Raw genomic sequence first — 25,184 nt, forward strand, 5'->3', positions numbered from 1 at the left:
AGCCGCCGGCTATGTGGCGAGCTCGCGCGATGTCTGCCCGGTCTGTACCCGGTGCCCTCGTAGTTCGGCACTTGCCAGGCGTGGTCCTCGCCCGTTGGAGCTGGTAGAGCTGGCCGCCCCTGCCCTAGGTCGTCGTCAGGTTTACCGAAGGTTCCGACTGCCCTGTTTCGTTGTGCTCTTGCTACTTCTGACCCCTGGGTAACTGGCCAAGCGTTAGTTGACAATCAGTCAACATGCCGCCATGGGGCGGCTGTGCTCTGCCTTCGTCGTAGGGTCTTCAACTCGGGCGCGACTCGCACACACGTTTGAAGAATCCAACGGGAAGGACACGAGTCATCGTGCAAAGCTCCAGACGGATGACCAGCCGCCGCTTAGCCCGCGCCGCGCTCGGCGCGGCACTCCTGGCCATCGCCCCGTTTGCCGCAACGACGAACGCCGCTGCCACCTCCCCCACGACCGATGCGAGTCCGGGGATCACCGCGCCGCCTTCGGCGACTCCGGCCGCCGGACCCGAGACCAACGCCCTGGTGGCTGGCGGCAGCCGGCCCGTGTCGGGCAAGAACCTTCAGGCCGGTCCCCCATCTACCAAGGACTCCGCCGGCATCTGGCAGGTCAATCGCACCACCGTCACGCTGCGCAACACGGTGACGGATGCGGACGGCGACAAGGCCGACCTCTCCTTCCAGATCTACACCACGGATGCCAGCGGCAATCCGAAGGACCAGGTCCAGCTCACCGATCCCGACACCGGAAAGCCCGCAGCCTACGGCGTGCTGGTGTCCGACTTCGTGACATCCGGCGGGTGGGCGAACGTCACCATCCGGTACGGCGACCTGAAGCCCAACACCACCTACGCCTTCCGCACCAGCGCCTATGACGGCAGCCTGTACGAGACCACCTGGTCGTCCTGGGCGAAGTTCCACACCCGCGGCCGTGCCGTGGACATCAAGCTCCCCGAGCCGAACAAGACCGCAGCAGCGGTGGACCTGAACAAGTACCAGGCCCCGCAGGTCGGGCGCCGTAACCGGCCCGAGGTCACTGGCATCGCGAAGGACTCCGGTAAGGGCAGCGAGACCTGCACTGAACACGGCCAGAAGATCACATGCGTCAAAGTCGGGAAACCGTCCGACCTGAGCGCCAAGCAGCAGCTGGACGTCGCGAAGAAGCTTCGTGCAGGCAGCGGCGATCTGGTGCCATGGTGCAACGACACGGGCGTCTCAGTGGGCCAGGACTACCTCAAGCGGGACAGCGCCTGCCTGAAGTGGGCCACGCCGATCGTGTTCACGTACAAATTCAAGGGGCCGGACGGGGCCATCTACAACCCGGCTGACGCACACTTCGCCTCGGCCATCGAGATCAAGCTAGACCCGGTGTCCCGGCAGTTCACCCAGCGGTTCGCGCTTGTGCCGATGGACCCGTTCATCGTGGAGCACGGCACTATCGGCATGCCGGGACCGGTCACCATGACCCCGACGTTCAAGTGCGCCCCGGAATGCACCACCGCCGCCCCCGTATGGGAGGGCTCCAATACGTGGCAGCCTAAGGGGGACCTTCACGCCGCGTACGCCACCTTCAACCACGAGTGGACCGGCGGCACCGCCACCAAGATCACCAGCCTGCAGCTGGACTGGACCATCGCTGGGACCGTGAACGACGGTGCCGGGGAGATCGACAACGACCCGCAGTGGCTGGGCAACTCCACCCCGGACTTCGACATCCGCTGCGACGTCGTCGCCTCCGCCACGAGCCCCGGCTGCGTGTTCTCGGCCTACAAGCCGACATGGGTGATGAACTTCGCCAAGACGCCGGCCGCCGTCGCCCACGCCTGGCTGATCCAGTCCAAGCTGCCCAACCACCCCGGCTCCAAGGCAGCCGGCAAGCCGATCAAGTACCTGCCTGCGTCCGTGCGGGACTCGAACCTGAACCGGAAGGTCATCTGCCCGGACGACTGGGCCAAGACCTACGGCAATCCCGACACCACCCCGATCGACGCGACCGACAAGGCCAGCTGCGATGAATTCGCCTACGCCGCCTCCTACAACTCGGGCGGCATGCCCGCCTCCCTCAACGGCATGAACGAGGTCGACACCGGCAACGACTGCGTGCAGACCTACGCCACCCGTATCGCCACAGGCGACTGGAGACTGTACGACGACATCCGTACCGCCGCTCCAACGTGGAAGGAAGTCTGCGGACGCTCGTCGATGTCTAACTACCAGAACACCCAGTCGATGCAGCCGTTCTCCGGAACGTTCTCCTCGGCATCGAAAAACCGCCTGCTGGACAAGGACGAGTACTGGGTGGCCTTCCCGGAGTTCGCGCACTGCGACGCGTCCAAAGTGACTGTATCCTGCACCGTTCCGAAGCCGTGACCGGCTGGTAGGACACAAGGCAAGCTGAGGCGGGAGGGCCGCACCCTCCCGCCTCAGCCACCCCCTACAACCAGGAGAAGACATTGAGCGACGGCATCACGTGGCTGGCCGACGCCTGGCGCGAAGACGCCCCCATCCTGTTCGTCACCTTCGCACGCGGCATCAGCCCACGCAACCTCGTCGTCCGACTGGGCGCCCAGCCCGGCAAAGTGCTCGACCCGATCACCTACGCCGAGGCCGAGCGACTGACATTCAACGACCGCGAATCAGCCCGCGTGGCCCGCTTCGGTGAATGCGCCGGCTGGTCATACGCGGTGGAGCAGGGCTGGCCCTCCAAGGCTTGGTGGGCACACCCCGACGTCTCCGCAGGCGGAATCGAGGTCCTGCACCTGACCCCCAAACCGGACGACCCGCCCAGAGAATGCTGGTACTACCGCGACGGCCAAACGGTCGGCCGCTTCGACATCGGCGACACCCCAGACGAGAACATGGCATTCCTGCTCCCCGCGTTCGAGGAAGCCGGACTCCTCGATGACGACCTGAGCGAGGACTTCGACTCGCTGCGCGCGACCCTGACCGCCTTGCAGCAGCACTTCGGGCTGTCACTGCCACGCCAGGAAATACTGAATGGCCGGCTGCCCGCAGCCGTGACAGCGGCCATGCCGCCAGAGAACCTCGGGGACTAAGACGTCATTTCACTTGGCCAGTCGGCGGTGACATATGAGAGTCGCGGCGATGGCTGTGAAGGCAAGGAAATGTTCCGGCTTGTGCTCGTAGCGGGCGGTGCAGGCGGCGGCAGCCGGACAGCCAGGACACGGTCCGCTCCACCACCCAGCGGTGCCGGCCCAGCCGCCGGGACGACTCGATGCCCTTGCGGGCAAGGCGGTGCCGGATGCCGCGGGAAGCGAGCCATCGCCGGAGGTGGCGGTAGTCGTATCCCTTGTCGCCATGCAGCTTGGCGGGCCGTCGGCGTCGCGGGCCGCGACGTGAGCGGATGGGTGGGATGCCGCGGACCAGCGGGATGAGTGCCTGGCTGTCGTGGAGGTTGGCGGCGAAGATGGCCGCCGTCCTGAACCGGGCAGGTGTTCCTGCCTGACCTCTGAGCAGAACCGGCGTGCTCGCACCCCAAAGCGAAAGCCGTGATCAACCGCCGCGCACACCAGATATGGACCTAGAGTCACTTCAGTCGCTGTTCGGCAGCTAAGTAACGGTCCGGCCAGCGTTCTTGTGCCCAGACTCTGGCCGCCGGGGCAGTGGCGCGAGCGGACTGACTGATCATTTCATAGTGAGCTCCGAGGGCGGCGAAGCGTATGAGGCTGCAGGCCAGTTCGGGCAACCCTTGGGGGCGATTTCGACAGCAACATCCCGGAATGGCTGGCCCGCCCTGTTCGAGGGATAGGCCGACACAACTGCGACACCGGATCCGGTCACTACTGCGACACCACGCGGGGACGGAGCGAACTGCTCCCTCCCCGCGCCTGTCCACGTCCCCCGTCTACGCGGTTGTTTCTCCCTCTTCGCCTTCGTCCCCACTTCCTGGCTCCGCATCGGCTACCTCGCGCCGATACTGCGGGTGGTCGAGGTCCATTTGCCGTGCTGTATGCAGCGGCACCGGGTAGCGGGCGCGGTCGGACCAGAAGAGGGTCTGGTGGCACAGACGGGCGGTCATAGCCGACAGCGCCTCACGTGCCTCGTCGGACGGTCCCCCGATGGGAAGGATCTCGGTGGCGGTCATGGCGTAGAAGTTCTGCGGCATCTCGCCCTTGCGGCGCTTCGACCGGTCCTCTGACTGCACGGATTTCTCCGCTTCCCATCGAGTGCGCTTGGAGCCCAGTCGACCGGCGCCGCTGCCGTCGTAGGCGCGAGGCACATTGCACAGCAGCCATACCGGCGTTCCGAAGTCCGTGTCGACTTCGAAGAGCAGCGTCGAGGTGTCCTTCTCAACGGGTCCGGCGCCGTCCTTCTTGCCCAGGTGGGTGACGCTGACGGGCTGTGGCACTTCTTCGTCGTCCGTGTTGAGGCGGATGACGGCTAGCGGGGCGTCCTGGCCGAGGCGTGCTCCGGGGAGCTGGTATCGGCTGCGGTTGCCGTCAGTTCCTGCCTGCGCGAAATGTTCACCGAGGCGAACGTTCTGCAAGCCGTCCCACATGCGTCGCGCGGACTGCGCGTCCACCCTGACTGTGTAGGGCACGCCGTCCAGCTCGTCGGCGAGGTCGCCGAGGGCGCGCTCCACCATATCGGCGGCACCGTCCCACTTCTGCCGATAGCTCGTGGTCTCCGCGGAAGGTTCGGGATACGGGTGGGTGTGGAAGGCGTTCTGAGCCGAGCGGTACGGCCGCCATAGCGGGGCCGTGGAACTCCAGCCGAGCAGGGACCATGCCCCTTGCGGGGACTGGGGCGGGACCAACGCGGTGGCCGTAATGACGATCTTGGGTTCGCCCTTCTCGCCGTAGCGTCGGTTCTGCTGTCGCACATGCACGCCGACATGGGCCAGCCGGTCGACCGGGAACCCGCTCGGGCCTTGAAGAGCATTGGAAATCCGCTCGTCAGTGACGCCGAGGGAGCGGTACAGGTCGAGCAGAGCCATCTGCGCCGGGTGGTCTTCGCCGCCCGGCTCGATGACACCTTCCTTTCCGCGGCCCATCAGGTACTGCGACGGAACGTCGAGGCGAGCCAGGACCGCCTTCGTCTGCGGCTTGGCATCCAGATCGTCCAGGTCACGAGCGTCGATGCCAGGGAAGTCATCGGCGTGCGGCAATTCGGTCTCGCACCACGCGCCGACCAGGACACCGTCACGGGACCTGAGCGAGGCGCTCACAGCCCCCAGCGCTTCTGCCCGGTCCCGGCCGCGCCCCGGCCGCAGGAAGTCCGGCACATAATGGAAGACGGCTGTGATGCGGCCCTGGTAGAGGTCGAGCTCGACGCCCTCCTGGGTGTCAAGGCCGACGGAGCTGAGTCCGAACGCGTGGCAGAACGTCTGCAGCATGCGCTGCCGGGTCTCGTCCCGATACCACAGGCAAGCGATGCGGAGCTTCTTGAAGCCGGCCTCGGCGACGGAGACGCAGAGCGACTCTGCTGACGGGAAGAGGCTGCCCCGCGGGCGCAGTGGCTCCTTGCTGCCGGTCCGCTCGCGCTCCTCCTTGCGGCGCTTGTACTCCTGGGCCGAGACCTTTTCAGGGTCGGTGGGGCGTCGCGGCAGGGTCATCGCGGACTGACGCAGGGACAGCCGCTGGGCATCATCACCAAAGACAGCGTCTGCGTGAGCACGCAGGAGCCTCAGGTGGTGCATGCCCACGCCCGTTCCGATGGGGTGTTGGTAGTTCTTCGCGGGGATGGGCCAGATCTGGCCCGGGTGCTCGCGGGGGAACTGGAGCTTCTCCTTGAAAGCCCTGGCCCGCTCGCGAAGCTTCTGCTCGCGCTCGGAACGCTTGGCGATGGACTGCAGAATCGAGTAGTCCATCTCCAGTCGGCCGAGCGCTTGCAGGGTCTGCCGCGGGATCGTCTTTGTGCCACCGCGCCCGTTGAGCTTGACTTCCAGGATCGGGCGGCCCTCTCCTGGCTGGACGGCAAGTGCCGTGGAACTGAAGATCAGCGAGGACGAGATGCGGGAGACGCGCGCGTCCAAGAGCAGCACGGGATGCTGCACGTTCGGCAGGGTCTTGAGACGCACCGCCGTTCGGCACACGGCGTAGCGACCGCCGCTCTCGTTCTCCCAGGGATCGTCCAACGCCACCAGGCCGCCGGTGATATCGGGACGCAGTGTGATCTCTCGGCCGTTGGAGAGCTGGAAGGGAACGGCTACGAGACGCTCTGCCAGCCCCCATCCCACGCTCTTGTAGAGCCAGTTAGGGGCATCCGGTTGTGCTCCCTTGGCCCCCACCAAGTGCTCCTCCAGAGCGAATTCCTGCTCCGGAGTCCTCGCGATGCGCACCGCGAGATCGGGCGGCTGCCTCAGGTCGATCACCTCTACCTGTTCACCGAGGGCGAGGCCGTACGTCAGGGTGAAGGCTTTGCACAGCAGATCGCTGTCGATCGGCTGCCGGGATACCAGGAAAGGCGCCGCGCCCTTGGGCTCGAAGTACACATACCCGCCAGTGATCACCTGGAGCACGGTCGTGGCGATGGTGTACGGAGCCTGGGCCTCCTCCTTGCCGAAGCGCTTCCTGCACTGGGCGGTGAAGGTGGCCCACAGCTTGGCCGTCTCCGTGTCCAGCTGGCGCACGTGAACCGTCGCGTCGCCCACCAGAGCGGGAGTGCAGCGATAGGCCAGTGTGTGCAGGTACTTGCCCGGCTCGAGGTTCTGGTCGTTCACTCGTCTCTTCTCTTCTCAGTGGGTGAGGGTCGGGTCGATGCCCGCGTAGGAGAGGAAGGCGTTGAGGGCTTCCCCGTACAGGTCGTTCATCTGCCGCTTCACCGCCGGCGGCCACTGCTCGTGGATGCGGCGCAGGACAGTTTCCAGGTCGGAGCTCCAGGTGTCCTCATGGAAGGCGTAGTCGACCAGGTGCAGGACGGCCTCGGTACCACCACGACGGGCCCGTCCGGCCAGCTGGATCAGGTCGACGACGACACCCGCGACAACCTCCTCCTGGAGCGACTTGGGCATGGAGGTGAACTGGGGTGTCGCGCGCAGGATCAGTTCGAGCCGTTGCCATGCGGCGGTGCGTGCCTTCTCCAACGCGTCGTCGGGGTTGGCGGTGCCGCCCTCTGGGAGTGCGTGCAGCCCGGCGGCGTTGACACTGGCGTACATCTCCGCGGGTTCGGCGAACAGCGCCAAGGGTCGGACGCAGAGGTAGACCGAGCGCACGGCGGAACGGATACCGACCACGATGTTCAGACCGCGGGCGATCAGGGCCAGGGGGACGACCAGGACGTTGCCGTACTGCGGGAAGTCCTCGAACTGCTCGGCCGTGAGGCGAGTGGCGATGTTCTCCCGAGGCAGGTCGGGGTCGGGGCTGTGCCGGTCGCCGTCCCGCACGGCCACGCAAAGCCCTTCGCGGTAGGTGCCGGCCTGGGCGATGCCTCGGGCCAGCCAGGCACACTGCTGGTAGGAGTTGGCCACGACCAGGACGTGCGCGCGGTCCTTGTCCTTGGCACGCTGTCGCTCCAGCTCTCGATAGATGTACTGGTCGTACAGCTCCGTGCCGAGCTCGATCAAGGCGCCCTTCTTGCGGCTCGGGTGCTGGCCCGAGATCTTGATCGGCTCGCCGTACATGGGGTGACCCTCGCCGTACTCGATACGGTGGCGTCGAGCGCGGATCGAACGGGCCTGGGCATCGGTCATCCACCAGCGCACGGGCGCGTGGACGTGCTCGCGTACCGCCTGGGGAAAGTACGCCGTGGCGGACAGGCCCATGACGGGACGCTCGACCCCAGCCAGGCACAGTGAGACAAGACCGCCCAGCTCGGCGGTGAAGGTGTGCGGATCGCCCGCGATGCTCTGCGCGACAAGTTCGGCGTCGCTCTCCCTCTTGTCCAGGCCGGTTACGCGATATCCCGTGATTGAGCGCCCCAACAGGCCAAGCGGGAGGACGGCCGAGACGGCACTCGGGCTGAGCGTCTCGGCGATCCGCTGCGCGGAGCGGAGACCGGAGGGGCGGTAGTGCTGCACGCAGGTGCGCAGTTCGGAGAGCGCCTCGTCCAGCTCGGTCAGGGTCGCCCGGGTGACGAGCAGGTTGACCGCTTGGGCCCGCTGGTGCGGGTCCTTTACCCGTGACGCCAGCAGCCGGTGCAGATCGAGCTTCACAGCGTCGAGCAGTTGTTGGCCACGCGGGGCCACCAGCGCCTCCAGAGCGCGGCGCACCTCGTCCCACCCCACCTCCGTCGGATCGCTCTCCGTGGCGCGTGGCTGCAGGTAGCGGGCGGGCATGAGGCCCTGGAGGCGTCGAGCGAGGTCGGCTGGAAGGTCAGTCTCCCCGCAGGTGGCCAGGTCCGGCCAGAGCAGACGGATCAGCTGCCGGTCACGGCCACGGGCCAGGTGCCAGCGCAGCCCGGTGCGGTCCGGCACACGATTCTCCGCGCGCTCGTCCTCCCTGACATCCAGACGCAGCGCGTTGCTGCATACGGCGAGCAGCAGGAACTCCGCCATCAGACGTACCTGGCCGACCGACGGCAGAAGGTCGGCCTCGGCCGAGATCGGCAGCCGCTTCGCGTCCGTGTCCATCTCCTGCGGGGCCGCCGTCCAGTGCCTGCGTGAGTGCAGGACGACCTCGCCGGCGCATCGATCCACCGCCCTCGACTGGAACTGGTCGACCTCGTCGACGAGGACGGCGTGGCAGGTGCGCAACGCGAATTCGGCAACGCTCACCCCCTGAACGGGGCGCCCGTCAAGGTTCACGCCGATGCGCAGGTTGCCCTGGAGAAAGGCGAAGTGATTCGTCACGACCACGTGCGCCGAACAGGCTTCGTAAACGGGGGCAAACTTGCCGCAGGTGGGAATCCAGGGACAGGCGGACGCACCCAAGTTCTGCCGGTACAGGGACAGGCAAGGCTCACGGCCGGGCGGATAGTCGGCGTTGGACTCCAGCAGTGGTCGCTGGGCGCACCCGTAGGAGAGCGGATCCACGTCCCGTTCGCCGCTCTCTCCCCACTCTCCCGGTGCCTGCGGGTCCTCGTCGATGAGACGGGCCAGCTTGTGCGCGCGCTCGTGCATGCCTGATGACGACATCAGGTGCGCACAGCCGGTCTCGTGCTTGATGACGCCGAGGCCCTGCAGGACGCGCAGGTCGGACCGGATCTTGCGGGTGATGGCCAGGCACGCCTTGATGTCGGGCAGCACGATGGCCACCCGGTGGCCCTGCTGGGCGAACCATGCGGCCAGGACGCGCACCAAGACGCTCTTGCCCGTCCCGGTCGGCGCGTGGAAGATCTCCAGGCCGCCGGCCGTCATCCGCAGCGCTTCCTGTGGGCTGATGGAGTCGGACGTCTGCAGGACGGAGAACAGGCCCTTCAGGACCGTGTGGAGGTACCGCTTCTCCTCCGGCTCACCGCTCTCGATCTGCGCCGCCAGCTCGAGCAGGTCCTCCGTGGGGATACGGAGGTTGTCCAGCGGGGGTGCGGTGGCGATGTGCGGCAGGCGCTCGTGGCCGAACGCCTCGGTGAAGCCGGGATAGGTGGGGATCGTCAGCTGGCCATGTACTTGGCCGACGCCCTGCACGCTGATCTCCCCCGTCTTCCAGACTCCGGGGCCGGCGAACTCAGGGGGCTTCGGCCGCGCGCTGGGCCGCCGATAGCGGGCGATCTGCCGGTCGACGTAGGCCAGCAGGTCACCGCCGACCCGGGGGATGGCTGCCTCGGCAGTGAACGGATCTCCACCTGCGGGTTCGAAAGTGAGCAGCTTCTGGGGCTCACCAGGGTCCTCGTCACTGAGGGCTGTGAGCAGTGCGCGGGCGGCGGGAGTGAAGTTCCGTACGTCGCCGAACTTGCCAGGAGCGGCGCGGTACACGTCGACGATGCGTCGGCGTTCTTCGCTCGTCAGCTCCGGCCACCGGTCCCAGGCCCGGAACTGGCCGGACAGCAGGAAGGCCGCCTTCCGGAAGGGGGCTGCGGGCGCATCGTTGTCCACAGCCGTGTCAGGGAAGTAGTAGGCAGCCAGTGCGAGTGAGGCGCACAGGGTTGTCTGTTCCACGGATGGCTCACTCACGACCAGGCCACCCCCGAACGCTCGCAGACCATCTCGCCGAACTCGGACGCCGTGGCTACCTTCAGCCCGTACTTCGCCCCCACTCCCGACAGCAGGTGCACCTGGCTGGCGCGGTGGTCTGGAACCACCAGCCACTCTGCTCCCCCGCTGTCGCCTTCCTGTGCGTGGATCAGTTGCGCGAGCGCGGTGCCCGAGGTGTAGTCCTTCACGTCCACGCGAAAATGCTCCTTCTTCCGTGCCCGCTTGCGCCCGACGTGTACACACAGGTCGTAGGCGTCCAGGGCGGGCCACAGCTCCACCTTGAGGCCCCGTTCGACCAACCGGTCCCGCAGCGCCAGCTCCGCCAGCCCGGGAACGCAGGTGTACCGCCACACACCCCGTACCAGAGCCTTATGCCCCTCCACAGGTTTCGCCTCTGGGACGCACTCCAGGTCGGGCCAGAGGACTGCCTCCCGCTCGCCCGGGGGAGGCGGAGGCGGCTCCGGCAGCAGCTCAGGCGGAACAATCCCCTCGACCGGGCGGAAGCGATACGTGGCGCCCATTTCCTGGTGCGGCGTGTGCCAGCAGGCAACCACCCCGACCTGCTGCCCCGCCTCACGACGCAGTGCGACGCGCATCGGCCACCGGCATACGGGGCACGCGAACCACCAGCCCCGGTACCTCGAGGCATAGGGGATGTCCTCGTACAGATCCGCGACGAGCGGAGGCAGCCTCAGTTCACTCAGCTCGCTCACCGGGCCCGCCGGGTAGCGGATCAGATCGGTACGTCCGCTCTCGTAGACCTTCTGGTTGCCCGCCTTGCACAACTGGGCGAAGGCCGTTTCCTGCGCAACCTCGTCGTCCAGGTCCTGGCCACTGAGCAGGCCGGCATCTCGGCCGCCCTTCTGCAGGATGCGGAGCACCAGGCGCTGCTCCTCGGCGATATCGAAGGCGTCCTCCGTTACGTGCCCGTCGGCATCGACCGCACGCAGTTCGTCGACGTCCCACCCAGGGACACCTTCGGGCAAGAGCCGGGAGGGATCACCACGAACCTGGCGCCGGAAGTCCGCAAAAGACAGCTCACTGCCCGGTCCGCGCGCCGCCAGCAGCGCGCCGTGGCACTCCATCAAGACCTTGAGGCGGGCGGAAGGGCTCACGCCGGGGGCCGTCATCGCGTCGGCCGCACGCAACACCGAGCGTGCCACCAGGGACTTCACCCATAGCTCATCGGTCGGCCGAACGCCGTTGTTCGTCGCGTTCCTCATGAGCCCAGAGGGTAAGAGCTGCCACTGACAATTCGTCGAGCCTCGTACGGAAGAGACGTATTACGAGTGTTCGCCAGCGAGCGCTGCGACGCCCGTGGTATCAACCTGCGGATACCGACGGCGGTACTCGTCCAGGTACTCAACTGCGTGCCGCAGCCCGACCGGGGTCAGCTTCCACCGGTACCCGACGACGTGACTCCCGTCGGCCGCTAGTACCGGCACCTCGTCGATGAATCCCCGGCTCGGCCGCCCTGCAGAGCGGTTCTTGTAGCCGACACCCAGATAGAATGGAGCCCGGCCAGACAGTGCGTCCCGCTCCAGACCATGCGGGCCTGCCTCGGCCACCCGGGCCATGACACCCCACAGCCACTCAGACAACAGAGGCGTGTCCGGCTGCTGCTCCGCGCGCTCGCCCAGTCCAGCGCGGGCGACTGCTCTGCCCCGCCTCGTCATCTCCACCCGAACCCTGGTCACCTCGCCAGCTTCAGCGTGATGCACCACATCAGTGCTGGTCACCAGAAGTCCTCGACGTGCCAAAGCGTGCACCGTCGCGCCCACTCCAGGGTCGTGAACTCCATTGAGCCGCAAGCGTTCCTGCAGCCGCGTGTAGCCCACGACATCCGCTGGTGCGTGGAGAGCGAGGGGGAGCTTGCGCCACTCCGCAGGGCGAGGCACGGGCAGATGATGCGTCCGGCGCATCCACATCTCCGTCTCCGTCATGCGCTCATCCCGCAGGATCTCACCGAGGTAAACCTGCTGCCGTTCGTTCAACGATCGCCAGGCAGCCTCGGCCGAGTCGCTCGAACCCCTCTGGGGCTGACGCCTCGGGCGCACCGGCGCCGACTCATCAGGGCGGGTGCGCATCCAAGCGTCCACGACCATGCGCACGGGCACGCCATAGATCTTGGCCAGCGCGGCAGGGAGCCGCCCCACCACGTCGCGATCACGCCAATTCCGGCCCAGCACGGGTCGCCCCTGCTCCAAGGCGGAGAGCCTCGGGGCCGACAGGCACAGGTCACGCCCGACACGCGTCCGGCGCAGCAGCTCCACCGCCTGATCGAGGGTCAGGCCGGCAGCAAACCGCAGGTCGACGAGCCCCTCCTCCCCACGGCGAACACCAGTGAGCTCCTCCAGATCACAGTGCAGCGCCGCTGCCATTTTCTGCAGCCGCTGCGGAGTGGGCGTGTGCCGCCCCTTCTCGTAGAAGAACACCATGCGCGTCGACACCCCGACTCGCCGGGCAAGTTCAGCCTTCGACAGCCCCGCACGCTCCCGCAGCGCCGCAAGGCGACTGGGAGCTATCACGCGAACGGGCAATGGCATGCCTCCATAGAACTGCAATGAAGACTTCATGGCAATGGGCTTACCGCGACCGGTATCGAAGCGCTGCTCTGAATCGACCCGTGGCACCGCCCCCGCGCCCCCGAGATAGACCGCCCTCGGCACCTATGACGCCCCCACCCTCGCGGAGCGCATGTGGAGCGGTTCGCCGAGGTGCGTCTCACCTCTGCAGCGCTCGCTCAGCTCCTGGAGCTGCGGGCCAGGCACTCGGGAACGCGCAGCTGCGGCGTCGCGCCGGCACGGGCGGGGTGGGCGCGACGGAATTCGACCTTGACCAGGCGCAGCGAGGACGCCGAGCTGGGGATCCGGCTCACTGTGCGACGCACGGCAGGCGCCCGGTGCGTCTTGCACTCGGTCGACGGCGACCTGCTGCTGGACGATCTTGAGCTGGACGTCGGCCGTTCCTCTTCCGCGGTGGCCGACGACGATGCGGAGGTGAGCGTGTCATGAGGCCGACGACGATGCGGAGGTGAGCGTGTCATGACCCTCAATTCGAAACATGACGTCGCCCGGCATCCGAGCGCCGCAGCGCCGCCCGGCTGCTGCTCGCCCATCCGCTGGTCACCTCGGGCGGCCCGCACTCCGACCTCTTCCCGCTGATTTGCAGGCATGCCGATTGGCTGGGCAAGCGGTTCCAGCAGGTGCTCGGTTACCGCCTGCTGGTCGACAGCTCCTACGCCCGGCTGTTCAAGTCGGGGCTGGGGGCAGGCGCCGGCCGCCGGCTGGAGCGCTCCACCGGCACCCCCTTCACCCCGCACACCTACGCCTGTCTTGCGCTGGCTCTGTCCGTGCTGGTGACCGCACCCGAACAACTACTGCTGTCACAGCTGGTGGCCGACATCAGGGCCGCCGCGGCCGACGCGGAGATCGAGCTGGAGGAGACAGGTAGGGCGGGCGGGAAACGGACCTTGGACTACACCCCCCGCGTCACGCCCAGCCGGGTGCGGCACCGCATCACGGCCCTCACCCGGGAAACCGGCCAGCTGGGCGCGGCTGACATCGAGACGCAGCTCGACCTCGGGTGGGTCGAGCCGCAGCCGGAACCCGAGCCGGCTGCGACGACGCCCGAGCCCGTGCCGGACGAGCCGACCACCCCGTGAACAACATGCGCCCCTGTCTGGCCATACAGCCGGGTAGGGGCGCTTTCTTCATGTCCGGATGTTCAGCGCGCGGCGGGCACGGTTGATCACGTTCTGTGCCTCGGTCCCGTACACCGCCGACTCGCTGAGCGTGTGCCACACCCGCCGGTACGTGGCTACCGAGTCGGCGTCGTCCAGCCACAGCTCGGCGTGCCAGTCCTCCACCACGACACGGCGTTCGTCGTAGATCCAGAACCCGTTCCCGGGGTAGATCTTCAGCGAGGCGGAGAACGGAATGATGCCGAGCTCCACCGTGTCCAGGCCGATGACCCCGGCCAGGCGGTCCAGCTGCGCCGCCAATACCGCGGGTGGGCACACCAGGGCGTGCAGCGCCCCCTCCCACATCGTGATCCGGTACTTGCGGCCCGGCTCGTACAACCCTGCCTGCCGCTGAATTCGGGCGCGTACAGCGTCCTCCGTGTCCCTGGGCGACTGCATCAGGGTGGCGTGCCTGGCGAGGACGTGCCGGGCGTAATCCGCCGTCTGGAGCATGCCGGGCACGAGGACGTTCTCCCAGATGGTCAGCACCCTGGTGCGGTCGTGCTCGGCCGTGATGGCTTCCTGTACGGGTCGGTGGCCAGACGCCAGCTGCCGGCGCCATGAGCGGATGTGTGACTCGAACCCGCGCAGCTGGGCGAGGAGACCGGGGTAGGCGTCGGGCTGGCCGGTGGCCTCGGCCCACGCCTGGAGTTCCTCGGCGCTCGCGGTCTGTCGGCCGTTCTCCAGCTTGCTGACCTTGGACTTGGTCCAGCCGCCGCCGAGGCGCTGCGCGAGTTGCTCTCCGGTGAGCCGACCGCCAGGGGCGCTGAGCCTCAGCTCCCGAAGAGCCAGGCCCAACGCCTCGCGTGCCTGCTGGTAGTCAGTGCTCACCGGACCTCACGTCACGTGCTGGCGTCGAACTTTGCGTACGGAACCGCATAGTGCCAGGCAGCGTCCCGGGCCTGGCAGTAGCGGTTCACCGCGGCCGGCTCGGTGATGAGTTCCGCACCGCTCAGGTTGTCGTCCTCGTCGAAGAGGAGCCGGGCCACAAGCCGGGAGTCGAACAGCCAGAAGTCCTCCGCGGGCAGGTGCAGCTGCCCGGCCTGATCACGGGACAGGTTGCGGATGTCCTCACCGACGGCGCAGTTGCGGGCGGCGTTGCTGCGCAGGTAGAGCTGGCCGGGGGTGGCCGGGCGGTCGACCAGCCGCACGCGCTCGAAGCGCTTCCCGGCGTCAGTCTGGGCGCGGACGTTGCGGCACCACTCATCGTCGTAGTCCCAGTCGATCCGCTGGCCCTTGGCGAATTGGGCCCACTCCTCGGTCTGCTCGTCACTGGCGTACCGCCGGCGGGTCTCCAGACGCCAGGCGGTGTGCTTGAAGGTGGTGAACAGCTGGTCGAACTCCTCGGCCGCGTTGATGAGCCGCGGCGACTCATCCCGAGGGCCGAAGTCGACCAGCGTGTTGCGCGGCACCACGATCGCCACCTCCCCGTGGTCCAAGTGCTGCAGCTGCGCGAGGTCTTCTTGGTCCGTGAGGGGCGGCCCGTGGACGATGACCTCCCCGCTGTCGAGGTCCTCGTGGACGCTGGGGCAGCCTCCGCCCCCCGAGCCCGTGCCGTTGAACCGAAGCCGTCGCATGGATGTCCCCTCCTGGTGGGTGCCGCTGATGCGCGTCCAGCCTCCCCGAGGCCGACGCCGCGGACACCACCCTTCCGCTGCCTGCATGGGAAACATTGCGCAACTCTGGCAGGTGGTCAAGAAACTTCGCGAAACCTGTGCAGCGGTGCGCAACTCCTCGCTCCTACCTTCCTGTTTATGGACGCAACCACAGGCGTCGACCCCTTCGCCGCGGTGGAGTCGCTGCGGGCGGCGCTGAACGGGGCCGGGATCGTGCTGCCGTCGTTGGCGGTGGACCCGGCCACACCGAGCCTCGCCTTGGTGGACCTCGCCCGCGTCCGCGCTGACGTGGCGCTGCGCCTCGCGCACGCCCTCCAGAGAGGAGAGGCCGCCGCATGAGCACCACCACTCAGGAGATCCCGAGCGAAGTGCTGCGCCTTCTGGAGGTGCCCGCGCTGGACGACCAGTACGAGGCGCAGCTGCGCGGCGCGGCCTGCGTGTGGGATGGCACGCCGCTCACGGCAGAGACCGCGGTCGAGCTCGGCGAGCGCCGGCACCGCCACCTTCACGGGTACTTCAGCACGTTCCCCCGCGGCTGCGTGTCGTGTGTCGCTGACCGTGCACACCGTGCCGTGCTCGATCACTGCCGGATGTGCGAGCAGTGCATGGAGGACGGGGCCATCTGCATGGTTGGCCGCGTTCTGTACCGGCTCGTGCGGGAAGGGCGGCGGGCGTGAGCAAGAGCGCGAAGGCCGACGTACAGGCGGAGCTGGCTGCCTGCCGCGCCGCCGGCTACTGCGGCGAGTTGGACCCCGGCGGGCGCATGTCGTGCACCCGCCGGCCGAACCACGACGGCGACCACGTGAACCACTACCGCGGCCGGAACCGCCCGACAGACACCGAGGGCTACCGCTGGAGTCCGAGCGGTGGCCCGCTGCGCCGGCCGCCTGAGGGCAGCGTCCCATGAAGCACCACCGACCCAGGCAAAGCCGAGCAGAGGCGGCCCAGGACGTCCAGGTCGTTCGTACAGTGGCGCGCTCCCCTTGGACGCCATGACCCACGCCCGCTCCACGAGGCGTGGGTCGACGGCGTACGGGATGGGAGCTGGGAGTGCCACGTGCCTGGCTGCGCCCGGCGCCCTGCCGGTCCTACTCGCCGCGCAGCCGGGCGTGAAGGGTTTGGCGGGAGATGCCCGTCATGCGAGCCATGGCCGCAAGGTTGACTTCAACGCCGTCGCTCTCGATCACCTGGATCATGCGCACGATCTCGTCAAGCGCCTCGGCTCGGACTGCGTTGGCGAACGCCCAGTTACACGCGTTTTCCTGGATCATGGTGAAGCGACCTTCGGCGTGCTCGCTCTGTGCAGCTCCGCTTAGCACGTCCCCGATCGGGTTGGTGTCGAACCTGTCCAGCAGCTTCATGGCGGCATCAACATCCATGGAGGTGAGTTTGATGCGGCTCATCTCACGGATGTCGCGCCCGATGAGGCGCTCCCACAACTCTGCCTTCCTGGTCTGCCAAGCGGCGCGTTCGCGCAGCGAAGCTGCTCGGTCGTGGTCGCCTTCCGCCTCGGCCTGGATGGCGTACTTGTACGACTCCCCAACCGCGATGCGCATGCGCTCCGCGTCTCGGCGGAGCCGCTCGTCGCTCTCATCGTTGTAATACACCAACCGAGTGTAAAGCAGTTTACTGCTTGACCGTCAACCTCTTTACGATGATGGCCGATCGAGGCCCGGCCAGCCCCGCTCCCATAGCACTTTCGACTCCAACTGGTCAGCGTGGTGCTGTGGTCTAGACATGCCCGCTACAGGGCACGCAGACTCCGCGAGTGAAGGGGCGCTTTGCGTTGTACTGCCGGCCGGGGGCGACGCGCGCGAGGGGCGCCCAGAAGAGTCAGTCCCTGGTGAGCGCGCCCCACGGGCGAGTGATCATTTGTCCGTACTCCCGACTGCCTGGGGCGAGACGGTGAACCTCCGCCAGACCGGCGCATGGTGGTCGACACCGAGGAAGTTCTGGAAGTCCCAGTAGACACCTCCTTCAAGGCGGCGTACCCATCGCCCGGACGGACGGGCCTGTTGAGCGGATCGTGCTCGTTCTCCCAGTCGATGTCCTCGTACCCGGGGTCGTCGATGCTGTAGTGGGTCAGATAGCCCCGGGCATGCTCGATGTTCAGGTTCAGAGCCGGGAACTGGGCCAGCAGAAGGTCGGGGCGCCCCTGGCACGGAAGATCGCATGGTCAGAGAGACAAGTCCGCCGTGGGGTCCGAATCCTCCGTTGGCGACCTGGCGCAGCCGATCCGTTTGGACGGATGTCGGCCCAGGACACGCCCTTGGGCAGGACATACACGATCCCCGCCGGCACAGTACGGTCGTCGACCGGCTTCCGTCCGGGAAACCGGTGTCGCCGCGGCGGCCGGGTCGGACAAACTCCAGGCCCGCTTCACCGCGGTGCACACGCTCCAGGTTAGCCTGGCCACCTGCGCCGTCGTGCCTTGTTGTGGCCGCCTTCGTCGGCCTGTGGCCCGCCAGCTTCCTGATCGGCCTCGGCGTCGGAGTCTCGATGGCCTTCGGTGATGCCTACCTGCTGGGCAGCGTCCCGCCGAAGGACCTCGTGCGCGCCGCGGCCCGCCAAGAGACGGGCCCTCGCGGTCGGTGCGGCGCTGGGCGTGGCGGGTTTCGGCGACATCTTCGCCGCCACCGGCTCGGTCCTCGGGACGGCCGTCATCACGGCGGTCATCGTCGCCGCGATCGTGGCGGTGCTGCGCTGCAACCGGGGCGTCTTCAGGGCATAGCCCGAGCGCCTCGCGGGTCACGCGGGTGCCACCGGTCCACCGGTAGCCACCCGCGTTCCGGCGTCAGGCGAGCGCAGGGACAAACGGTCCGAGAACCCGTCCTCCGTGTACGCGGCCGCTTCCACCACGCAGACCGCCTCCACCAGAGCGGTGTCCGTCCGTGTGATCAGCTGCGGGGTGATCCTCCGTTCGGCGTACGCGGCCACCGACCCCGCGGTACGGCTCGTGGCGGCGGCGAGCCCGACGAGCAGGAGGGCCGGCAGGGCGTCGCGCAGCCTCTGCCCGGGTGAGCCGCCGCCGAGGACCGGCTGCATCGCGCGAGCGGTGGCGGCCAGCACCACGGCGGCCGAGACGCCGGTGACGAGCTGGCAGCCGAACAGGAGTTGAACCGCCCGCCGGTCGGTACGCCACGACAACCAGACGATCCGAGCCAGCACGGCCGGGATCTGCGCCCCCATCCGCAGGAAGCCGACCTGGGCGAGAGGGTTCACTGAGTACTGGCCGCTGTAGGTGATCTCCGCCGGAGGCGGTGGTGGTGGGGCCGTGTTCTGCTGCGTGCTGGTGTCTGCCGAGGTCAAGGTGGTCTCCCTCGTCGTCGTCCGCCGTGGTCACGCAGCTCAACGACCCGGCCCGGATATCGAACACACGTATTTCGGTCGGCCCCCAACTCCCCAACCACGGGGCGTGTCGGAGGGCGGGGGATGCATCGACCCGCGACGGACAACGGACCTCCACCGCTCGGCGGTTGGCCGAAACGCCGGCCCTCGCCGGGCGGTGTCGCGATCCGGCTCGTGCGGTGGGCGATGCTGGACCGGCACCTGCACCGCCCTTTCTCCCCAGGGCCGTGGGACCAGGCGGAGATCAGGCCGACCCGTCAAGTCAGCGTTCCCGCCCGGTGCTTGCGAGCTCGGTGGATGCCGAGACCGATGAAGCCGACCCAGACCAGAGTGATCAGACCGACGAGGGCGTCAGCACCCCACCCGTTGATGGCGTAGAAGTGGGTGGCGTCCATGCCGAAGTAGAGCGACGGGACGGCCAGCAGGTTGATGACTCCGACGACGACGGCACCGCGCAGGGCCCACCGTGGCACCATCGGTGATTCGGCCGGCATGAACTGCTGCGCGGCACGGGCGAACCCGAGGAAGAACATCGCGATCCACAGGTGGGCGATCGGACCATGAGCCAGTGCCATGGCGGCCGCCAGAGGGCCGTCCGTGGTCGGGTCCATCCCCCGATCCGGGAACGCCAAGGGAGTACCGGCCTCGAGCGAGGTGGCGAAGAGGATCACCGTGACGTAGGTGAGCAGCGACACGATGGTGAGCTGACCGGCAATGGCGCGCCGGCCCGTGTCGTCCCTGGGAAGCAGGCGGGCCAGCGCGACCCCGAACGCCGTCAGCACAGCCATGATCACCAGCGTCAGCAGGCTACGCGTCAGGACGTTCCACTGCGGGGGCGGTCCCGAGTAGACGAAGTACAAGGCCACCATCGGCACCGAGAGGGCACCCACTGCCATACCCGTCCGGCCGGCGAACGTGGTGGTGGGCAGGTCCGATGCGCCGGCTGCGGGACGAGGCGAGGCGGACGGGTTCTGCGTGGTCGATGGCGTGGTCACAGTGACTCCCGGGTGACGTCGTCGGTACGGAGGTTTCCGGTCTGGTGACTGTGCGATGAACCGGCGCGTCGCCACTGGGCGCGGACGTGGTCCACGGAGAGCAGCGCAGCGTTGATGAGGAGGGCGCTGCCGGGCGTCCACAGCCACCACGGACCGTCGAGATGCGTGCGGAAGATGCCCATCAGCAGCCAGGCGATGATCTGCACGGCGGTCGCGAAGGCGGCCGTCGTGGTGACGGCGAAGCGGATCCGGGTCGTGGAGCGCTGATCGGCCGGGTCCAGCCCGAGCAGCGTGATCAGGTATCGGCGAGGACGTGTGGTGTTCATGCCCTCAACCATGTCGGCCGGCCGATGCGCCGGACGTCTGCCGATCGGGACCGATCGAGTCCACGAACGGCCGACAGGTTCTACGACTTTCGTTGACTGCGTCGTCGAGGCCGACGGTCTAGGGTGGTCCGGTGTCGTCTCCTCCCCTCGCCGTCCCCGGCGGCCGCAACGACGGGATACCGGTGCGTCGAGGGCCGTGGATCGAGCGCGGCCGCTCGGCGTTGCTGGTTCTCTCCTCGTTCGCCGGTGGGCTCGCCATGCTGTTCCTGGTCCTCGAGCAGCGCCCGGGAGGAGGGTGGCGCCTCCTCGACATCTGCGTGGGCGCCGTCGCGAGTCTCGTGCTGCTGGTCCGTTACCGTGCTCCGGTCGTGGTCGGTCTGGTACTGGCGGTCGTTGGGGCGTTCTGCGCCACCGCCGGTGTAGCCAACTACGTGGCTCTGTTCGCCGTGGCACGCAGCCGGCACATCGAAGAGGCGTTCGTCGTGGCGATCGCCGATATCGCCGGCGCCCTGGTCTTCTGGCTGCTGTATCCGGCCAACTCGGCGCTGAGTCTGACCGTGGTGGTCAACACCGCGATCGCACTCGCCGTCGTGGCCTGGGGCGCACTGCAGCAGAAGCAGCAGGACCTGGTCGCGGTCTACCGGGACAGAGCGGCCCGTATCGAGCGCGAGCGAGAGCAGCGTGCGGAACAGATCCAGATGGCCGAACGCGCCAGAATCGCCCGGGACATGCACGACTCGGTCGCGCACTACATCTCGCTGATCGCGCTGTACGCCGGCGGGCTCGCGGTCGCCGGGGACAACGCCAAGAACGTCGGCACAACAGCCGCGACGATTCGCACGACCGCGATCAGTGCACTGGACGAGCTGCGCACTGTGATCGGCATACTGCGCGACGGCACCGTCGTGACACCGCAAAGCTCCGAGCACGAACACACCGTTGCGGGACTGATCGACGAAGCCAGACAGGCCGGTCAGTTGATCGTCGCGCGCCTTGATCTGCCCGACAACGGCGGCACCAGCGGCAACACCGGCAGCACAGCCGCGCCGCAGGGACCCCCGAACGCCGAGCACATCTACCGCGTCGTGCAAGAGGGGCTGACCAACGCGCGCAAGCACGCCCCTGGCGCACTGGTCACGGTCAATGTTCGCCGCGAGGGCGGTGATGCCCTCATCACGATCACCAATCCGATCGAAGAAACCGAGTCGGCGTTGCCCGGAACCGGCGCCGGGCTGAGCGGTCTCGTCGAACGGATCGCCACCGTGGGAGGCGTCGTCGAACACGAGGTCGTCGACCGCGGTGAGAACACCCACGAGTTCCGACTGTCTGCGCGAGTGCCCCTGCGATGACCAGCTCTCCACCTTCCAGCAGCACCCCCGGCGGCGCACCCACGTCGGTGCTCATCGTCGACGACGACGCGATGGTCCGCGCCGGGCTGTCGATGGTCCTGTCGGTGGACCCCACCATCACCATTGTCGCCGAGGCATCCGGCGGAGCCGAGGCCGTCATCGCGGCGACGCGGCACCGTCCCGATGTCGTCCTGATGGACCTGCAGATGCCGGAAATGAACGGCGTCGAGGCCACCCGCCGTGTCCGTGCGGCGGTGCCGTCGGTCGCGGTGCTGATGCTGACCACCTTCCACCTGGACACGCACGTCCTCGACGCGCTGCAGGCCGGCGCTAGCGGATATCTGCTCAAAGACGTCGCGCCGCAAGAGCTCTGCCACGCGATTCACCTTGCCGCATCGGGGGAATCCGCGTTCTCAGCGACGATCACCCGCCAACTCGTGGCACGCCACACTCGCGCGGCCAGCAACTCCACCACCGCCAAAGCCCGGCGGACATTGGAAGCGCTCACCGATCGAGAACGCGCGGTCGCCGAGGCTGTCGCCGAAGGTGCTTCCAACGCGACCATCGCGAAGGCACTCTTCATGAGCGAAGGCACAGTCAAGACGCACATCTCCCGCGCGCTCACCAAGACCGGCTTGGACAACCGGGTCCAGCTGGCTCTCATGGTCTTCCAGGCACAGCAGAACTCCTAGACAGTGTCTTTCCGACCCAGCCGCTGCTCGCGCCGCTGCCGGAAGATCGTTTGAGACCGGCCGGCCGTCCAACCCGCGGGTCGACCGCTACAGGCAGATCTGCGGGCGCGGGGACGACCCAGCCACGGTGGCTGTCGCCGACCGATCAGGGGCCGTTCACCCGGCCCGCTGAGTCGTCTCCCCCGTCTGAGCGGGTACCGTGGGCAGGGCGACGGTGCAGGAGGCGCAGCGTCGGGCCTGGGCCGGGACGGGGCTGAGGCACTCGGGGCAGCCCCGCTTGGGGGCCTGGACGTCGTGGTGGGGAGCGACGCGCTCTTGCAGCTTGTTGATCGGGAGTACGACGAGGAAGTACAGGGCGCTGGCGAGCAAGAGGAAGCTGATCGCCGCGTTGATGAACGCGCCGTAGGGGAATTTGGTGGCGCCTACGGTGAAAGTCTTGCGGCTCATGTCGCCGGTGGCACCGGTGGCCAGTCCCACGAGCGGGGTCAAGAAAGCGCTGACGAAACCGTTGACGACAGCGGTGAACGCCGCTCCGATGACGATGCCGGGGTGAGGACCAGTCCGGCGTTGCGGGCGAGCACCTCCAGCAGCTGAACTCACGCCGGGTGAGGTCCAAGGGCGTGCCGTCCCGCTCGACGGTGCGCGCGGCCGGGTCGAGGACCAGAGCCCTGCACGCCAGGGCCGGCTTCCGCGTGCTCGTCGGTACAGCCTCACTGAGCCCCCGTCAGGCAATCTGCCCGGTCCTCCTCGAAGTGACTGTCTCTGCCGCCCTGCCGCACCAGTCGACCCATCCGAGCGGCTTCGGCTCTGGGCATGAGAGCCCACGTACCGGAGCTGCGGCGCACGGCAGCGGAGTGCCATGGCGTGGTCCACGCGTCCGGGGCGTTGAGGAGGCGGATGCCGAATTTCGGGGCGCCGATGGGCTGGGGATGGATGGAGAGGCGTACCGCGCGGGGGTGGTGTTCGGCGATCAGCGTGCCCCAGGCGCGGCTGCGCTGGATGACGCCGTAGGCGTTTTTTCGGCAGGCGCGTTGGAGGGCGGATCGACTGCCGGTCCAGGCGGCGGTGTCCTCGACGAGGAAGCGGGTGATGCCCCGGTAGAGGGCGAGAGCCTGGTCGTCGGCGCGGATCTCGGCGTGGAGGCCCTCCAGGGTGGGGGCGTAGCGCTCGTGGATGTGAGTGCGTTTCACGTCGTGCGGGAGATCGCCGAGGACGTCGCGGAGATCGAAGACGGACAGTCGGTGCAGGCCCATTCGGCCTATTTGTATGCGTAGGTCGTCGGCGTAGGCGTCGATGTGGTCGTCGGGGACACCGATGAGGTCGCCGAAGATGTGGCCGTCGGAGCAGATGATCACGCGGGCGCCGGGCGGGTAGATCCGCTCCATCTCGCTGCACAGGGTGTTCAGGAAGGTCAGGGAGAGGCGTTCGCCCTCGTCGGGGAGGTGGCCGAGGACTTTTGCGGGGTTGGGGGACTTGCAGGGGAAGCCGGGCAGGGTGAAGACGATGGGGGCGCCGTCGCGTACGAAGGCGGAGATGCGGCGCAGCTGATGCGGGAACGCCTGCGCGGGAGCCGGGGCGGGGTCGGTCGTGCGGTGGTGGGGCAGGATCAGGTTCAGGATCTCGGTGGCGATGCTCGTGGGGAGCGTGTCCGGCGCGGTCGCCAGGGGCATGTCGTTCCTCCTGGGGTACGAGGGCGTGCGAGGGCACGTCGACATGGCGCCGTGGCGGGAGGGAAAGCCAGGCGCCTGGGGTCGGTGGGCGTGGGTCAGCCGGGGCCGGGTCGGCCGGTGTGGCCGGACCCGGTCAGCGGTACGTCGGTGTCAGAGGCGGCGGTCGTAGCCGACGGGTAGGTGGTTGGTGCCGCGGCCGAGGACAGCCGGGATCCACTCAATGTCCTCGTCTCTGACGGCCAGATGGAGGCCGGGCAGGCTGGCGATCAGGGTGCCGAGGGCGATCTGTAGCTCGGCGCGGGCCAGGGCGGCTCCGGGGCAGAAGTGGATGCCGTGGCCGAAGGCGAGGTGGGGGTTGGGCGAGCGGTCGAAGTCCAGGGTGTGCGGGGCGGGGAAGCGGCTCGGGTCGCGGTTGGCCGCGCAGAGGGAGACGATCACGGAGTCGCCGGCCGGGACCTCGGTGCCGTGCAGATCGCTGTCCTTGTCGAAGAAGCGCCAGGTGGTGAGCTCGAAGGCGCTGTCATAGCGCAGGAGTTCCTCGACGGCGGGGGGCAGTAGATCCGGGTTGTCGCGCAGGCGGGCCAGTTCGGCCGGGTGGCGGAAGAGGGCGATCAGGGCGGTGGTGATCTGGTTGGTGACCGGTTCCTGGCCCGCGACCAGGAGCTGGAAGATCATCGAGTCCAGCTCCTCTTGAGACAGTTCGCGGCGGTCGCGGGCCACGACGAGGCGGCTGAGCAGGTCGTCGTCCCAGTGGTCGCGCTTGTGGGTGACGACGTCGGCGATGTAGCTCTGCAGACCGTGCAGGCGGGCCTCGTAGAGGGGTCGGCCGGGGTCGGTGGGGCCGACCGGCTGGACGACCTTGCCCCAGTCGCGGTCGAAGCGGGCCGCGAGTTCGGGCGGGAGGCCGATGACTTCGGCGAGGGCCTTGAAGGGGAAGTGAGCGGCGAAGCCGGTGACGAGGTCTGCGGGGCCGTACTCCGGTAGTGCGTCGACGAGTGCGTTGGCCAGTTGCTGAAAGCGGGGGCGGAGCTGTTCGATGCGGCGCGGGGTGAAGGCGTCCGTCACGAAGCGGCGCATCCGGGTGTGCTTGGGCGGGTCCTGGTGGAGGAGGTGGACCTGGAGCTGGGAGTGCTGGGGCTCGGGCATGATCGAGGCGCGGGCGCGCCAGCGGTCGTTGCCACGGTCGTGGTTCTTGCCGAGGCGGTCGTCGTTCAGCGCGGCGTGGGCGGCGTCGTAGCCGGTGACGAGCCAGGCTTGGACGCCGCTGGGGAAGAGGACCCGGTGGACTGGGCCAGCCTCGCGCATCTGCTCGTACAGGGGGTAGGGGTTGCTCTTGTAGGGGCAGCCCATCAGCGGCACCGGGTCGGGCAGGGTGTCCGGATCTGCGACTGGCTGCTGTTTCTGGAGGGTCATG

Annotated in this window: 22 protein-coding genes and 3 pseudogenes; 10 read left to right on the top strand and 15 right to left on the bottom strand. The window is 68.0% G+C overall.

The annotated features are described in order from the left end of the window. Positions 1–356 precede the first annotated feature (356 nt). Both AB0E88_RS27460 and AB0E88_RS27465 read left to right on the top strand, forming a co-directional pair. Complete coding sequence (locus tag AB0E88_RS27460) at positions 357–2,372, top strand: hypothetical protein (protein ID WP_361635746.1); 2,016 nt, start codon at positions 357–359, stop codon at positions 2,370–2,372. 83 nt (positions 2,373–2,455) lie between these two features. Further along, positions 2,456–3,058, top strand: coding sequence for a hypothetical protein (locus AB0E88_RS27465; RefSeq protein WP_361635749.1), 603 nt, complete (start codon positions 2,456–2,458; stop codon positions 3,056–3,058). Between the two features lie 9 nt (positions 3,059–3,067). Here AB0E88_RS27465 and AB0E88_RS27470 read toward each other — a convergent pair. The 5 genes and pseudogenes from AB0E88_RS27470 to AB0E88_RS27490 all read right to left on the bottom strand — a co-directional run. After that, a pseudogene (locus AB0E88_RS27470) lies at positions 3,068–3,425 on the bottom strand (transposase); the annotation flags it as partial. Positions 3,426–3,867: 442 nt separating this feature from the next. Continuing rightward, on the bottom strand, positions 3,868–6,684 hold the full coding sequence (locus AB0E88_RS27475; protein ID WP_361635752.1) for an RNaseH domain-containing protein: 2,817 nt from the start codon (positions 6,682–6,684) through the stop codon (positions 3,868–3,870). A 15-nt stretch (positions 6,685–6,699) separates the two neighbouring features. Then, entirely contained in the window at positions 6,700–9,996 is a 3,297-nt protein-coding gene (locus tag AB0E88_RS27480) for a hypothetical protein (protein ID WP_361635755.1), read from the bottom strand. A gap of 11 nt (positions 9,997–10,007) precedes the next feature. Beyond that, positions 10,008–11,255, bottom strand: a complete 1,248-nt coding sequence (locus tag AB0E88_RS27485) for a hypothetical protein (protein WP_361635758.1) — start codon at positions 11,253–11,255, stop codon at positions 10,008–10,010. Between the two features lie 60 nt (positions 11,256–11,315). Then, positions 11,316–12,608 (bottom strand): helix-turn-helix transcriptional regulator, encoded by a 1,293-nt coding sequence (locus AB0E88_RS27490; protein ID WP_361635761.1) that lies wholly within the window; start codon positions 12,606–12,608, stop codon positions 11,316–11,318. Positions 12,609–12,866: 258 nt separating this feature from the next. On the opposite strand from AB0E88_RS27490, the gene AB0E88_RS27495 reads away from it, so the two are divergent. Beyond that, on the top strand, positions 12,867–13,046 hold the full coding sequence (locus AB0E88_RS27495; protein ID WP_361635764.1) for a hypothetical protein: 180 nt from the start codon (positions 12,867–12,869) through the stop codon (positions 13,044–13,046). 107 nt (positions 13,047–13,153) lie between these two features. After that, positions 13,154–13,696 carry a DUF2398 family protein gene (locus tag AB0E88_RS27500; protein WP_361635966.1) on the top strand — a complete coding sequence of 181 codons (543 nt, stop codon included), beginning with the start codon at positions 13,154–13,156 and terminating at the stop codon, positions 13,694–13,696. A 48-nt stretch (positions 13,697–13,744) separates the two neighbouring features. Here the strand turns inward: AB0E88_RS27500 and AB0E88_RS27505 are convergent, their stop codons facing one another. Together AB0E88_RS27505 and AB0E88_RS27510 are read right to left on the bottom strand one after the other, a co-directional pair. Beyond that, a complete protein-coding gene (locus tag AB0E88_RS27505) occupies positions 13,745–14,605 on the bottom strand; it encodes a helix-turn-helix transcriptional regulator (protein ID WP_361635766.1) in 861 nt (286 codons plus the stop codon). An 11-nt stretch (positions 14,606–14,616) separates the two neighbouring features. After that, positions 14,617–15,351 (bottom strand): DUF6879 family protein, encoded by a 735-nt coding sequence (locus AB0E88_RS27510; RefSeq protein ID WP_361635769.1) that lies wholly within the window; start codon positions 15,349–15,351, stop codon positions 14,617–14,619. Positions 15,352–15,528: 177 nt separating this feature from the next. On the opposite strand from AB0E88_RS27510, the gene AB0E88_RS27515 reads away from it, so the two are divergent. The 3 genes from AB0E88_RS27515 to AB0E88_RS27525 are packed head-to-tail and all read left to right on the top strand — an operon-like array spanning position 15,529 to position 16,297. Next, on the top strand, positions 15,529–15,729 hold the full coding sequence (locus AB0E88_RS27515; protein WP_361635772.1) for a hypothetical protein: 201 nt from the start codon (positions 15,529–15,531) through the stop codon (positions 15,727–15,729). Beyond that, positions 15,726–16,067, top strand: coding sequence for a hypothetical protein (locus AB0E88_RS27520; RefSeq protein ID WP_361635775.1), 342 nt, complete (start codon positions 15,726–15,728; stop codon positions 16,065–16,067). Before AB0E88_RS27515 ends, AB0E88_RS27520 begins: the two co-directional genes overlap by 4 nt. Beyond that, a complete protein-coding gene (locus AB0E88_RS27525) occupies positions 16,064–16,297 on the top strand; it encodes a hypothetical protein (RefSeq protein ID WP_361635778.1) in 234 nt (77 codons plus the stop codon). The genes AB0E88_RS27520 and AB0E88_RS27525 overlap by 4 nt, the downstream gene beginning before the upstream one ends. A 181-nt stretch (positions 16,298–16,478) precedes the next feature. On the opposite strand, the gene AB0E88_RS27530 is transcribed toward AB0E88_RS27525, so the two are convergent. Together AB0E88_RS27530 and AB0E88_RS27535 are read right to left on the bottom strand one after the other, a co-directional pair. Further along, positions 16,479–16,997, bottom strand: a complete 519-nt coding sequence (locus AB0E88_RS27530; protein ID WP_361635781.1) for a hypothetical protein — start codon at positions 16,995–16,997, stop codon at positions 16,479–16,481. 649 nt (positions 16,998–17,646) lie between these two features. After that, positions 17,647–17,739 (bottom strand): annotated as a pseudogene (locus AB0E88_RS27535) (IS5/IS1182 family transposase); the annotation flags it as partial. A gap of 256 nt (positions 17,740–17,995) precedes the next feature. Here AB0E88_RS27535 and AB0E88_RS27540 point away from each other — a divergent pair. Further along, positions 17,996–18,121, top strand: a complete 126-nt coding sequence (locus AB0E88_RS27540) for a hypothetical protein (RefSeq protein WP_361635783.1) — start codon at positions 17,996–17,998, stop codon at positions 18,119–18,121. Positions 18,122–18,204: 83 nt separating this feature from the next. Here AB0E88_RS27540 and AB0E88_RS27545 read toward each other — a convergent pair. From AB0E88_RS27545 to AB0E88_RS27555, 3 genes and pseudogenes are all read right to left on the bottom strand, one after another. Continuing rightward, positions 18,205–18,699, bottom strand: a pseudogene (locus AB0E88_RS27545) (ABC transporter ATP-binding protein); the annotation flags it as partial. A gap of 296 nt (positions 18,700–18,995) precedes the next feature. Beyond that, a complete protein-coding gene (locus AB0E88_RS27550) occupies positions 18,996–19,733 on the bottom strand; it encodes a hypothetical protein (RefSeq protein WP_361635785.1) in 738 nt (245 codons plus the stop codon). Further along, a complete protein-coding gene (locus AB0E88_RS27555; protein WP_361635788.1) occupies positions 19,730–20,059 on the bottom strand; it encodes a hypothetical protein in 330 nt (109 codons plus the stop codon). Before AB0E88_RS27555 ends, AB0E88_RS27550 begins: the two co-directional genes overlap by 4 nt. Before the next feature lie 131 nt (positions 20,060–20,190). Here AB0E88_RS27555 and AB0E88_RS27560 point away from each other — a divergent pair, with 131 nt between their 5' ends. Next, complete coding sequence (locus AB0E88_RS27560) at positions 20,191–21,408, top strand: histidine kinase (RefSeq protein ID WP_361635791.1); 1,218 nt, start codon at positions 20,191–20,193, stop codon at positions 21,406–21,408. Continuing rightward, a complete protein-coding gene (locus AB0E88_RS27565; RefSeq protein ID WP_361635793.1) occupies positions 21,405–22,100 on the top strand; it encodes a response regulator transcription factor in 696 nt (231 codons plus the stop codon). Before AB0E88_RS27560 ends, AB0E88_RS27565 begins: the two co-directional genes overlap by 4 nt. Positions 22,101–22,256: 156 nt before the next feature. Here AB0E88_RS27565 and AB0E88_RS27570 read toward each other — a convergent pair whose 3' ends face one another. From AB0E88_RS27570 to AB0E88_RS27580, 3 genes are all read right to left on the bottom strand, one after another. Beyond that, the gene (locus AB0E88_RS27570) at positions 22,257–22,925 is read right to left on the bottom strand and encodes an MscL family protein (RefSeq protein ID WP_361635796.1); all 669 of its coding nucleotides are present in this window, start codon (positions 22,923–22,925) and stop codon (positions 22,257–22,259) included. Beyond that, positions 22,811–23,770: an isocyanide synthase family protein gene (locus tag AB0E88_RS27575; RefSeq protein WP_361635799.1), complete on the bottom strand. Its 960-nt coding sequence runs from the start codon at positions 23,768–23,770 to the stop codon at positions 22,811–22,813. The genes AB0E88_RS27570 and AB0E88_RS27575 overlap by 115 nt, the downstream gene beginning before the upstream one ends. Positions 23,771–23,920: 150 nt before the next feature. Next, positions 23,921–25,183: a cytochrome P450 gene (locus AB0E88_RS27580; RefSeq protein WP_361635802.1), complete on the bottom strand. Its 1,263-nt coding sequence runs from the start codon at positions 25,181–25,183 to the stop codon at positions 23,921–23,923. Position 25,184: the final 1 nt, after the last annotated feature.

Origin of the sequence: Streptomyces sp. NPDC028635, assembly GCF_040637635.1 — a bacterium.
Taxonomy (GTDB): Bacteria; Actinomycetota; Actinomycetes; order Streptomycetales; family Streptomycetaceae; genus Streptomyces.